Source organism: Vibrio sp. 10N.222.52.B7 (assembly GCF_041474275.1).
In the GTDB taxonomy this organism is placed as follows: domain Bacteria; phylum Pseudomonadota; class Gammaproteobacteria; order Enterobacterales; family Vibrionaceae; genus Vibrio; species Vibrio crassostreae_C.
On record NZ_JBFRTU010000001.1, the window covers coordinates 146,351 to 158,936 of the forward strand.

The following is a 12,586-nucleotide window of genomic DNA, read 5'->3' on the forward strand; positions in this document are numbered from 1 at the left end:
AGGCTACTAGATACTCGTCCGTCCTATTTGATTTAAAAATGCTGGCTCTTGAGTCAGCATTTTGTCTAAGTGCGATGAAACTAAATAATAGCCCTGTAACTCAACATCAATACAACGACCACACCTTTTTCTTAAAGCGTGACGATCAGCTTCATTCCCACTTTTGCGGCAACAAAGCCAGAAAGTTCATGAAGCTACTGGAAGACGAGCACCCAAGCACTACCACCCTAATAAGCTATGGTTCCGCTCAAGCCAACTCATTGTTCTCGCTAGCCGCACTTGCAAAAATCAAAGGTTGGACGCTTGAGTTTTACGTTGATCACCTACCTCGATGGCTACAAGAACGCCCACTCGGCAACTACCGTGGCGCTATCGATCTCGGGGCTGAGGTTATTTCAGTCAAAGAAACTGGCTCTGAGCTTCATCCACAAGAGTATATTGAGCAAGTAAGACAACCTGACTCACAATGCATTGTGTTACCAGAAGGTGGACGCTCTCAGCTTTCTGAATATGGCGTAAAACAACTGGCGATGGAAATACTCAGCTGGACTCGCTTTGAAAACCAATACGATTTTGTTGTGGCACTGCCAGCAGGCACAGGCAGCACGGCTCTGTATCTACATAAGCATTTAAAACTACACAACATCCCGGTATTAACCTGTGCATGTGTTGGCGGCAGTGATTACCTAACGCAACAGTTCAACGAGCTTGGCGAAACCGATCACCCGCAGATATTACCGCTTAAAGCCAAACACCACTTTGGTAAGTTGTACCAGCAGGACTATCAAACTTGGTTGGATCTACAAGAACAAACTGATATTGAATTCGACCTGCTCTACGACCCATTGATGTGGCAATGCTTAGAGCAATGGCAAGAAGAGAACCCAACCAAAACCGTCATCTATATCCATCAAGGTGGCATCTTAGGTAATGAGTCGATGTTGCCGCGCTATCAACGTAAGTACCCAGAACTTCGAAGTAGCCACACCGCTGATAACGCTACTTGGTAGTAATCCGTTCTTTTCTACTCTAATGCCCCGCGTTTCTGCGAACTGAGAATTTCTCAGCGCATCATGAACAGCCATCGCACTCCCTTTCGATGGCTGTTTATCAGTAATAGCCACCTGCTATCCCTGCCAGACATTTCAAGTTAGAGACAGAAATCTGGCGAGAATCATCGCGTTATCTATACTTTCGATTGGAACGTCAATTGTCATCGAAAGGAATTACGCATGCGAAAACTCACTACGCTCGGCCTGTTTTCAGTTTTACTGCCCTTCTCTGCGATATCAGGAGAAAACGTCACTTACCAAGTCGATGGGATGGATTACGAAGGTTATTGGAGTGAAGCCAGTGACCAAGCGCCTTTGGTACTGCTAATACACGATTGGGATGGCTTAACCGATTACGAAAAGAAACGTTCTGAGATGCTCAACGAACTCGGTTACAACGTGTTCGCCATCGACCTATTTGGTAAAGGCATTCGCCCTACGGAAGTGAAAGATAAAAAGCAACATACAGGCGAGCTGTATAAAGACAGAGAAAAAATGCGTACGTTGCTCAACGCTGGTGCCATGGAAGCGAAAAGACTTGGCGGCAACTTAGATAACAACGTAATGATGGGATACTGTTTCGGCGGAGCCGCTGTATTGGAAGCCGCTCGTGCGGGCATTCCTTCGAAGGCTTATGTCACCTTCCATGGCGGTTTATCAACACCAAAAGGTCAAGACTACTCGCAGACTAAAGCTCCCGTAGTCGTGTTCCACGGCACGGCTGATGCCATGATTTCAATGCACGACTTTGGAAGCCTCGCCGCTCAACTTGAATCAACCAAAGTTCCGCATGAGATGATCACTTATAGTGGTGCGCCACACGCCTTCACAGTATTCGGATCGAATAACTATCAACATGAAGCTGACCAAAAATCTTGGGATAGATTTACCCATGTGCTAGAAACCACGACCAGATAATCTTCTCCCTCAGAACCCACAACCCCATTCGAAAACTTAAGAATGGGGTTGTTTAATTATCACTGCATCATCTCGCTACAAATAGCGGTGGATACTTAAGTCATCAGTTTTAATATCACTAGCTGAGCCACTGACCACGCTTGCCAAGATCTTTCCTGAGCCACATGCCATTGTCCAACCTAATGTCCCATGTCCAGTATTTGTAAATAGGTTCTTGATAGGCGTCTTTCCTATGATAGGCGTGCCATCTGGCGTCATTGGTCTTAACCCAGTCCAGTATTCGGCTTTAGAAAAGTCCCCCGCTTGTGGGAAAAGATCTTTAATCACCATATCAATCGTGGCTTTGCGTTTTTCTGGAATCAGGTAATTAAAACCCGCAAGCTCGGCCGTACCCGCGATACGAATACGGTCATCAAATCGCGTCATCGCTACCTTGTAGGTTTCATCCATCACAGTCGAGGTTGGTGACTTATCTGCATTCACGATCGGTAGTGTTAACGAATACCCTTTGACTGGATAAACCGGGATTGATAAATCCACTTGCTTGAGCAGCTCACGAGAGTAGCTTCCCGAAGCTACCACATAAGCGTCCGCTTTGAATTCACCTTGAGTTGTCGTAATGCTCTTTATGGTTTGGTTCTGATGATTCAAACTTACCACTTCAGTATCAAACACGAACCTAACACCAAGTTGCTTGGCCTTCTCAGTCAGCGCTAAACAGAACTGATGACAATCACCGGTTTCATCGTGTGGTAAATACAGGCCGCCCACCAGCTTGTCTTTAACGTCTGCTAAACCAGACTCCACTGACAGACACTGTTCAACATCAAACAGCGAGTGTTCGATTCCACTCTCTGTTAATAGCTTCATATCCTGCTGAATAGCGTCCAATTGTTTTTCGCTTCTGAATACTTGCAAGGTGCCTTTCTGCCGGCCCTCATAAGCCAAATCTTCACTGATTCTTATATGAGTCAGGCAATCTCGGCTGTAGTTAGCGACTCGTAACATCCGCGATTTATTCTGTGCGTACTTGGCTTCATTACAGTTGGCGAGCATCTTAGTCGCCCAAGACATTAACTCTGGAGAAAGAGAAGGCTTCACTTTAAGTGGCGCATGTTCTTGGGTAAGCCATTTCATCGCTTTCAAAGGGATGCCCGGTGCCGCCCATGGTGATGAATAACCGTAAGAAATTTGCCCAGCATTCGCAAAGCTGGTTTCTTTACCACTGCTATCTTGACGATCAATCACTGTGACCGAGTGTCCTTCCTTCGCAAGGTACCAAGCGCTGGTCAACCCAATAACACCGCTGCCAATTACAATAACTTCCATTCTCTTCCCCTAATGCCCGACAAAGCCAAAACCTGTCGAACACAGCTGTCAGTCTAAAACTCGTTTCGTTAATAATTTGTAACTTATTCCGCATGTGTTGACTTAACAATAGAGGTAGCATTGACAAAACATCAATTCGACTTAAAAACGAATTCGTCAGTTTGGAAGTGTGATATTGGCGGTATTTGAAAGCTTAGGTAGGAGTCGCTAAGTAAATCAACTAAGCCTAGATATTGTAAGCGTCATGGCTTAAGAAAGTGGCGTTCTCGAGTAAGAAATCCAACAAGGTTTCGGCTTGTAGCGTTAGTGCACGGCCTTTCAAAGATTGAACCTTAACCGTCGCCTTCGATAGCATCTCCAACTCGGTCGCAACCACTTCAATCTGCCCTGACTTTATCTCATCAAGCACCGTGAGTTTGGGCATAAAGGTCACGCCTAGGCCTGCCGAAACGAAGTTAGTTAGCGCGGTAACCGAGTTAGTTTGAAGCTTAGGTTGCAAAGTGAGATGAGAGTTTTGTTCAGCCTGCTTTACTAACCTCCCCATACCTGTCGAGTTGTCGATCAAAGCAACAGAGGCCTCTCTAACATCTTGCAGTGTCACTGGTGCTTCTTGGGTCGTTAGTACGTGCCCTTTTGGCGCGATAAGCTCTAGAGGATGACTACGCTCGACGTGTGAATGCAGTTTAGGATGAGGTGCAGACGCATAGGTGATCGCGAAATCTATCTGTTGATCTTCTAACATTTTCACGGCATCCAATGCACCTGCAATTTCAATCGATAAATTGATATCAGGGTATCGAGCCATGAAGGTTTGCATCGGTTTAGAAACCAAGTTAGTGATAAAACCTTCCCCAATCGCAATGCTAACGTTACCGCCCTTGAGGTTTTTCAACTTAGTTAGACGAGCCAGTACCGCCGTTTCACTACGAACTATGGAACGGTAGTAATTCAACAGTTCATTACCTGCTTCGGTTAACAGTGATTGGCGGTTGTTGCGCTCCCATACTTTCATTTCCGCTTGCGCTTCTAACTGTGTCAGCATTCTGCTCATCGCGGCAGGGTCAACATTCATCATCTTAGATGCCTTACGTAACGACCCATATTTCGATAAAGCATTAAGGTATTCCAGCGCGCGGATATTAAAGTGGTGCATTCAACTTCCTTGTGATTCAACTGACACTTGATCAAGCGTCTCACAAATTTGCTGCGAACATATATCCCAATTTATCAAGATCGTAATTGCTCTTACTAACTTGTGCACCGAGTCACTTCAAGGCACTACATCAAAGGCTGATATACGTGTTTTAGCTTGCTGTCGATAATACAAAGGCGACAACTTTCGTCATCGCCTTTGAGTTGTTACTTCTTGTAGAGCAACAATCATTTTCACTGATGGACTTAGGCATCAAGTAAAAGGTTCGGTCGAATCAAGTCATAAACACAAGCAAGTTCACTGCTGAATTCAAACTGTTTGTTGATAATGCCGCCAGCCATATGAGGGTGCCCGCCGCCAAAACCAATCCCTTTTTCATTAAGGGCCCTTCTAACTATCTTCGCGACATTGTTTTTTGAACACTCTGAACGGAGAGAGATAAAGGTCTTCTCTCTATTTCTAGCAGTGAGAACAACAATATCGAGCTCATCAACACTCAGCAAGAAATCACCTAACACGCCAAGCATATTTTTAGGGCAACCTTCAGGAAGCACAGCAAATGCTGCGTTTTTTTCACGACGTAAGCTATCGAGCATGGAATAGAAAAGTTTTAATTCATGGAACTCTACTTGATTACGACAAATTTTGTTAACCATATCATTATTGGCCTTCGCTTGAAGATACAACAATGCTTTTAGATCTGCAGTCCCTACCCCTCGGGTAAAGTTTGCGGTATCAAAACTCAGACCAACCAATAGTGCTGTCGCAATATTTTGGGGCATCTGCAGAGAAAAATAACGATAATACTCAACCATTATGGTTGCTGTTGAACCATAGTTTGAACGTATATCGGAATACCATACAAAATCAGGTGCTTTCACTTGATGGTGGTCGATCACTCCGACCTCAAGCCCCGGAAAATCGATGACATTTTTCTCACCAATACAGCCATCAACAACAATAACCTTGTCATCCGGTTGTAGTTTCAAATCTTTTGGCTGATAGATTGGAATATCTAACCAATCTATTAAGTTCCTGAGTGACACTCGATCTATATAACCATGAAACGTAATATATGGGCGCAACCCTTTGCTTTTTAATAAGTATGCTAAAGCGTATGCGGAAGAAATCGCATCATGGTCAGGGAAGTCATGAGCTTGAATAATGATTCTGTCATCACCCTTAAGCCGTTCTAGAAAGCTTTCGAACTTTAAATTTGCCATAATCCCACTGCTAATAAAGTTCTAGCTTGATCATAAGCTAGAACTGATGTGTTAATGGTTAACTCTTATGAATTAAACGATATTCGGTGTTAGACAAAATAGCTTCTTCTAAAGCCCCCACACCTAACGTACTGTAACCATAGAAATTAGGTTTCGCATTCAAACGTAAAGACTGTACGCTTTCTACAACGTTCTCGTCCATTGTTAAAGCGTCTACCACTTCCGAAAGCAACTTCCTGTTCTCTTGTGACATCGGCGAAATAAACTCACTCGCACCACTGATTGATGAGTACAAGTAGCCAAATTCGCCACCATTATTCTCTTCAATGTAGTAGTTACCTGTTCTTGCAAACGATGCACGGATCTCATTGACACTTTCAATAGAACTAAACGTCTGTGCAAAAAACTCAGAACCACCTGCATGCTCGAATGTTTCTGGAGCAAAGTCTTCATTTGGGAAGACCAGATAAGCGACGATCGCATTATCTCGAGTAATCGCAGAAAGGATGAAGTTGTCGTCCTGGTAGTACTTAATCACATCATCCGTTGTAGCGCGCTTAATATAAACAGGCGCACCAAATGTTTGGTCTAAGGTTTCGGCAGATGAACGAATATAGATTTTGTCCAACTTTCTATGCGATGGAATGTCTGTCATTTGAGAAAGACCAAAATCGAACATCTTTTCTAGCGCGTCAAAGCTGTCATTAAAGCCGCCCAAAGCAATGGAAATAACCGACACTAAGCCGATAGTGCGTGCCATACCGCCCTTCTTCTGCTCTTCCAACAGAGACTCTTGAGTGTCTTGAAGTTCTTGTAACTCTTCCTGTATATCTTTTTGAATATCCTTGTTTTGCTCTTCAGACATTTTTAACCTTTGATCTCGTCGATTTTATCCATTAGCGCATCTGTACCATCTTCAGCCTTCTCTTGAACTCGCTCAAAAGCATCCGTGTCCATGGTGCTTTCAATTTCATCGCTGTAATTAAGACCAAGATAAATGCCGATACCGATAAATACTAAAGCGAAAATTTTAAACATTGCTACTCTCAATTCATTAACTGGTAATCCAAGTACATGCCAATGACATGTACTTGTTTGTTTTGCTTAACTAATTTATTACTTATACAAAGCGATACGACTGTTTACTTTCTTCAAGTAATTTTTGGTTTCGTCGTACGGCAGATTAACCACTAGCTGATCATAGACTTGTTGAGGCGTCAGCTGGTTGATAATCTTCGATGCTTTGCCAATACTGGTGGAGCGATCTTTATTGAACGCTCTAGCCACATTACCCGCACCAGTGTTATAGGCGGCAATGACACAGTACAAACGGCTTTCGTCATTCTTTATCTTGCGAAGATACTTACTGTTTAGGATGTCTAAATAGGCCGTACCTGTTTCTACGTTGATAACTGGTTGATACAGATCCGCCACTTTCATTGGCGCGTCGATATTACGGACTTGTTTGTTAACGTCATGACCCGCACTGGTTGGTACCACTTGCATCAAACCAAACGCAGGCACGTGTGATTTCGCATCCGGACGGAACGCCGATTCCGAGTGCATGATTGCCATAATCAGTGCAGCATCAACTTCCCAGTTTTTACTCTCGTTTTCAGCCAACGCACTGTACTTGCTCGCGCGCGCTTTTAAGCTGTTCTCAGGAAGCTTAACTTTGTAACTGATCACTTTTTTCGGCTTAGCCGGGGCCGCCGCAACGTCAACGGCTGGCTTAGGCTTTACCACTTGTGGCTGTGGCGCTTTTTCGACGACTTTTTCCACAACTTTTGGCGGCTGCTTTTTTGTTGGCGCGGGCTCTAGCTTGGCAACCTCTTTTGATACTTCAACCTTTTCAGCTGGCTTTACGATCTCAACTTCTGGCTCTGGTCGTTTAACCTCAATACCATGTTTGGCACGCATTTCGTCATACAGCTTGGTTTGCGCCGCAATACGTTCCTGAGCTTTTGCCAGTAGTGCCATTTTCTTGTTATGAGCACGCTGGTAAATGAAAGAGTCTGGAATACCAGTATCAGATAAAATCAATCGCTCGGCTTGCACATCCAACTCATTCATCTGGCTTTGCGTCTGCTGGATAACGAAGTTTTTCTCTTCTTGCTCTTTCTCCAAAGAGTAAAGCACCGCGTGGTCTTCTGCTTTTAGCTCCGCTAGCTCAACGTTTTGACCAGCAACCTCAACCGGAATGTTTTTAACAAGCGCTTTGATCTCTTCTGGGCTGCTATCTTCATCCACCAATACAGATACTGTTGCAGTATTGGTTTCGTAATCGACTGAAGTTTTCACCTGATCGTCTTGAGAGTAATCCACCTGCTTGGTTTGAGATGAAACCTCACCCTCGCCCCATGTCTTGATTAGATCGGTTCTGCGCTCATCGAGGTTGTTAGTATATTCATCACGCCAAGCTTCGTACTCATCCAAATAAGCATTAACGTAAGCATGAAACTCTTTGACTTTGTCTTCTTGAGACTGGCTTGCTTTGGCAACAGCATTGTTTAGCTGCTGCTTTTGTTCTTCTGACACAGCAAATGCCTGAGAACTAATAGCTGCCGAAATAACTACAGCTAACACGGTCTTATTGATCATTTTGTACATAGTTCACTCCCAGAGTGTATAGAGACAAAAGGCCACTCAAATGGCGGCCTTTTTCACTAATACTAATCGCGGTTCCGTTCGCGGTTATTTTTTCAATGCATCGAACGCCGCCGCAAGGTCTGCTGCCGCTTTCTCATTGTTGAATTGATCCCACAAAGCAGAATCTTCACCACCAACTTCATCAATTACTTTGTTCATATTCGCATCGTATGCAGCTTGGTCCATACCGACTAGAACGTACAAGCCGCCCGTTGGGCTTGCTTGGCTTACGATAATGCGGCTGCTAGTAAGCGTTTTATTCACGACTGTCTTAGTGATGTTCTCGAATGTCTCTTGAACATCTTCAGTCACTAGCGTTACACCCTCTGCTGCCGATGTAGAAGTCACACCTTCAGTAGCCGCTTGGAATAGGTTGCTCACGTCAGTTTCAAACTCAGCTGCAAGGTTTACACGAGCATCATTGACTGCAACTTTTCGCATAACGCTCATACCAGCTGCACTCTTCTTGGAGTAGCCTTTTGCCGCTGCAGCGATATCGCTTGGTATCACATCACAAATCCAACCCGGCGCAGATACGGTAGGTGCATCTGGGAAAGTACATGGAGCGAAGTTTTGCGCTTCCTTAACCGTCGCGTTGTTGCTCTGACAGCCAGCTAGAACTGCTACTAGTGAAGTTGCAATAAGTAGTTTTTTCATTTTTTAATTACCTGACTATTTAAGCGTGCATTCTATATCTGCCCAGTGACAGCCTTCTGGCACCATTTTGCCTAAAGAGCCTTTTTGAACTTTAAGAGCTGTTTCTTCGTCAATCGACACCCAAGAATAATTTGGTGTCACTGCGTTGTGTTCATTGTTTACAACATGGCCGGTACCAATAGGGAATATTTCCGTATCGCCTTCCATTGACTTCATTGCTTTTGAAAACAATACCTCAGCCCCTGGTGTGACCTTTTTATTCTTACCCATATTTAACTTCACCATGCTGCCGTGTTGGCACTGACGAAGCTCGGATACATGAGCACTTGCTGCCAACATTTGCTTTAAGTCATAGGTATGTTCAACCGCTTCCATAGCCGCTTTGCTAGCTAGGCTTTGATATTGTCCAATTGTGATTGGACAATCAGAACTGCGCTCTTCTACTGTAATTTGCTCATCACCTTCCATTTCAAAGCGTTTAAGCAATGTCATACTTGGGACTGAAACCACTTTCGTGACTGCTTTAACATCAACCTCGAATCTACATTCAGCTGGGTAATATTTCACTTCACCATCATCCTTAGTTTTCTTACGAGCTTCTTTGTACTTGTAAGTAAGGTCTGATGCCGTTATTTCAGTAATGATTGCAATATCTGCTACCGACGCTCCTTTGGTGTTGTATCGGCCACTTTGCTCGGCGAACATTAGCTCTTTCTTAAGCTTATTAGCTAAAGTACGATCGACCAATTCTGCACCGGAGCTGGAAATCTGACTTTCAAGCTCATTTCGCATTGAAGAAATCAGCTTTGTTCGCGCTTCATCTTGAAAAGAAATATCTGGCGAAAGTACGATAACTTTAACGTCTTCTGTTGATGGGATAGTTACGTCAGCTTGCTCAATTTCGACGCGAGTATCAGGTGTGCAAACCTCTACAGGCGTACTCGAACAACCAGTCAAGATAGTAAGTACCGCACTAGCCATTAACGTTTTCTTTAACATATATTCTCTCCCGAATATGTTTATTTTATTTTTCTAGGACTAGAGGTTCGCTATTTAATTAAGCCCAGCGCAGTCCAAATCCCTTTCTCTTTTATTTGCTCATCAAAGTGGCGAGCAGCCCCTTCGTCGGCATATTTGTAGCTAGTTACAGAGTTTCCTGTAGAGATGATTTCACTACGAGACACTGTTTTAGATTTGTTATTTACAATTTTAACATTAGAGACCAAGGTTGAAATATACGCGTCTCCGACTTTGTTTCTTCGACGCTCAGAATCCACTTTCAACACATGAGTTTGGTTTTTGTTCTTTGAAGTTGAGGTCGCGATATTGAACTCTGATAACTGGTTCCCCAGCAGTTCAATTGCTTTTCTTGACTCTCTATCTGAAGAGAGACGGATGTTAATTTGGCTGCTTAGTTTTTGGTGTGTAATAGTCAGCAGTTCGATTGCGCTGATGTCAGCTTTATAACTAGGCTTCAGAGATGAAAGCATTGCGATACGCACAGAAGCATCGTGTTCAGTTTGATAAACACTGCGATTGTCTAACCACCAAAGTAATTTATCTTCGTGAGAAAGCGCATCAAGTTCGATTTGAGATTTACGGTTTAGATCTTTTATTTCGCGAATCAACTGTTGAGTCACGAGTGACTTTTTCACTCTTACTTCGACAAACGCACCAAGATCATTCTCTTCCATTTGTACATATTCGATACCATTTAAGGTCAAGGATTCAGTCTTAGTATTAACTTTGTTATCAACTAGACTATTTGAAAAACCCTTACCATTGGTTTCTCGAACGGTGTCTCTCATGTAAAAAGACGACTCGACTTGAGTCCATAACTTTTCGTTGATGTTGTTTACAGCAATTTTTTTAGCATGAGACAGAGTTAGCGCTTGAGAAACTGCATAAATGTACTCGTCACTGTCTACTTTAGGCTTTAGATACCATTCAGGTTTTGTAGATTGACAGCCAGAAAGAACAAGCAACGCGAATAGCGCTATGAAAAAGCGAACTATTTTTTTATTTGAAGACATTTGGAACCAACATCGAAAAAGTTTGTCGCAATCTTATATCCTCAAAATTAAACATTCAAACGACCAAATTTATAGTTTGATTCATTTCTGAGTTAAATATATAAATTTCCATTGATCTCACGCATCAAATTTATACAAAACCTCCGTTAATTAACAAAAAAGACAATACAAATCCTTGATTTTTAGGCAATTTATGTAAATTATAAATTACACAATAACTCTTTATTTTCCATTGATAAAAACGTGAACAAAGTCTTAAAAAAACCGAATTTCGGTTCAAAAAATACACATAACTTTGATTAAAAAAGTGATATTCATTCAATAAAAGTGAGATACTGATCTCAATGACAAATTTGATATTAACAGCAGATTTTAGTCTCTACCCTAAATAAAGATACCAGACAGACACTCGAAAAAATTAAATTCCGTTAATCACAACAATGTTAATAAATCACTATCGCGCGGGATTTACAGAAATGAGCTGTCTATTTCTCATGCCAATACTGATAAAAATGAAAATAAGGTCTAATTAAATGGATATCAGAAATATAGGCCATTAGCGGATAAATAAAGATGGGAAGTAGATCTTGTGGGAAGATAAATTATTTTTAGTTTCTATTTAAATCGAACCAAGAAACCAAATAAAACACCAACAGACAATGAATCCTTATTAAAAATAACCTTCATAGACAGAAAGTACAGATACCACCTTAAGGGTAGTTTCACTTTTATCTATGAAGGGTTTGAGCATGTCTTTCTGACTATTTTAGCGCGAGTAACTTATCGACAAACTCTGAGAAACCGTACCCGCCGGGCTTGCTCATCACCACTGATGGATGATGCTCAAGTCGCGCCCAGTAATGCTGGATATTTGCCACACCGACACTGTTAGGCAAAATTTCAAACATGTATTGGTCATTCATCGAGTCACCGACATAGCAACTACGCTCGACTATCTCTTGATCAGATAACCCCTTATCTTTGAGAAAAGCGGTCGATGTCGCTTTTTTAGAGTGCTCACCATACCAAGCATTGATGTGAATTGAGCTTGCTGTCGCATGTGCACCTAACGCGTGAATCTTAGAGACTATCTCTTCGATAATGGCATCGTCGACTTTAGGACGGTTTTGACCGATATCGATTGCCACCTCACACAGGCGGTAAGACTGATCCAGCGTTAAACTGAGCTCTGGGTAATCGCCCAAAATAGCCAATACTTGTTCTTTCAGCTTACTCTGATTGGCACTGACTTCTGGCAAAGGGATATCAGAGCGCAATGTCAGATAACCGTTTTTCTTTTCCATAATGAACGCGCCGTTCTCGCCGAGAACCGCATCAACAGGCCACAACTGAGCAATGTGATCACACCAACCTGCACAAGCGCCCGTTACCGCAACCACTTTTTTCCCTGAATCACGCAGTTTGCTTAACGCGATCAAGGTTTCAGGTGGCAATTGACCTTGCCACGTTAAGGTGTCATCCACATCGGTTAACACCCAATCTATCTTTTTCCAATTTTGGTTCAATTCATTCGATACCGAATTCATTTCTACACCTCTAAATAATCAATCA

12 protein-coding genes are annotated in these 12,586 nt (G+C 42.8%); 2 read left to right on the forward strand and 10 right to left on the reverse strand.

The window, feature by feature from the left end; genetic code table 11:
- The first annotated feature begins 74 nt into the window (after positions 1-74).
- Both AB4512_RS00635 and AB4512_RS00640 read left to right on the forward strand, forming a co-directional pair.
- Entirely contained in the window at positions 75-1,010 is a 936-nt protein-coding gene (locus AB4512_RS00635; RefSeq protein ID WP_136973591.1) for a pyridoxal-phosphate dependent enzyme, read from the forward strand.
- 222 nt (positions 1,011-1,232) lie between these two features.
- Positions 1,233-1,970, forward strand: coding sequence for a dienelactone hydrolase family protein (locus AB4512_RS00640; protein WP_371724955.1), 738 nt, complete (start codon positions 1,233-1,235; stop codon positions 1,968-1,970).
- A 75-nt stretch (positions 1,971-2,045) separates the two neighbouring features.
- On the opposite strand, the gene AB4512_RS00645 is transcribed toward AB4512_RS00640, so the two are convergent.
- The 10 genes from AB4512_RS00645 to AB4512_RS00690 form a co-directional block, all read right to left on the reverse strand.
- Positions 2,046-3,299: a D-amino acid dehydrogenase gene (locus AB4512_RS00645; RefSeq protein WP_372174140.1), complete on the reverse strand. Its 1,254-nt coding sequence runs from the start codon at positions 3,297-3,299 to the stop codon at positions 2,046-2,048.
- Between the two features lie 226 nt (positions 3,300-3,525).
- On the reverse strand, positions 3,526-4,452 hold the full coding sequence (locus tag AB4512_RS00650; protein WP_372174142.1) for a LysR family transcriptional regulator: 927 nt from the start codon (positions 4,450-4,452) through the stop codon (positions 3,526-3,528).
- Between the two features lie 245 nt (positions 4,453-4,697).
- A complete protein-coding gene (locus tag AB4512_RS00655; RefSeq protein WP_017062040.1) occupies positions 4,698-5,675 on the reverse strand; it encodes a bifunctional oligoribonuclease/PAP phosphatase NrnA in 978 nt (325 codons plus the stop codon).
- A gap of 58 nt (positions 5,676-5,733) precedes the next feature.
- The gene (locus AB4512_RS00660) at positions 5,734-6,540 is read right to left on the reverse strand and encodes an ETEC_3214 domain-containing protein (RefSeq protein ID WP_017062041.1); all 807 of its coding nucleotides are present in this window, start codon (positions 6,538-6,540) and stop codon (positions 5,734-5,736) included.
- Positions 6,541-6,542: 2 nt separating this feature from the next.
- Positions 6,543-6,713: a hypothetical protein gene (locus tag AB4512_RS00665; RefSeq protein WP_017062042.1), complete on the reverse strand. Its 171-nt coding sequence runs from the start codon at positions 6,711-6,713 to the stop codon at positions 6,543-6,545.
- Between the two features lie 78 nt (positions 6,714-6,791).
- Complete coding sequence (locus tag AB4512_RS00670; protein WP_017062043.1) at positions 6,792-8,285, reverse strand: transglycosylase SLT domain-containing protein; 1,494 nt, start codon at positions 8,283-8,285, stop codon at positions 6,792-6,794.
- An 84-nt stretch (positions 8,286-8,369) separates the two neighbouring features.
- Positions 8,370-8,981, reverse strand: a complete 612-nt coding sequence (locus tag AB4512_RS00675; protein WP_065675506.1) for a lipoprotein — start codon at positions 8,979-8,981, stop codon at positions 8,370-8,372.
- Between the two features lie 15 nt (positions 8,982-8,996).
- Positions 8,997-9,980 carry a hypothetical protein gene (locus tag AB4512_RS00680; RefSeq protein WP_029236521.1) on the reverse strand — a complete coding sequence of 328 codons (984 nt, stop codon included), beginning with the start codon at positions 9,978-9,980 and terminating at the stop codon, positions 8,997-8,999.
- A gap of 50 nt (positions 9,981-10,030) precedes the next feature.
- Positions 10,031-11,014 carry a hypothetical protein gene (locus tag AB4512_RS00685; protein WP_372156493.1) on the reverse strand — a complete coding sequence of 328 codons (984 nt, stop codon included), beginning with the start codon at positions 11,012-11,014 and terminating at the stop codon, positions 10,031-10,033.
- Between the two features lie 761 nt (positions 11,015-11,775).
- Entirely contained in the window at positions 11,776-12,561 is a 786-nt protein-coding gene (locus tag AB4512_RS00690) for an HAD-IIB family hydrolase (RefSeq protein WP_372174144.1), read from the reverse strand.
- Between the last annotated feature and the right edge of the window lie 25 nt (positions 12,562-12,586).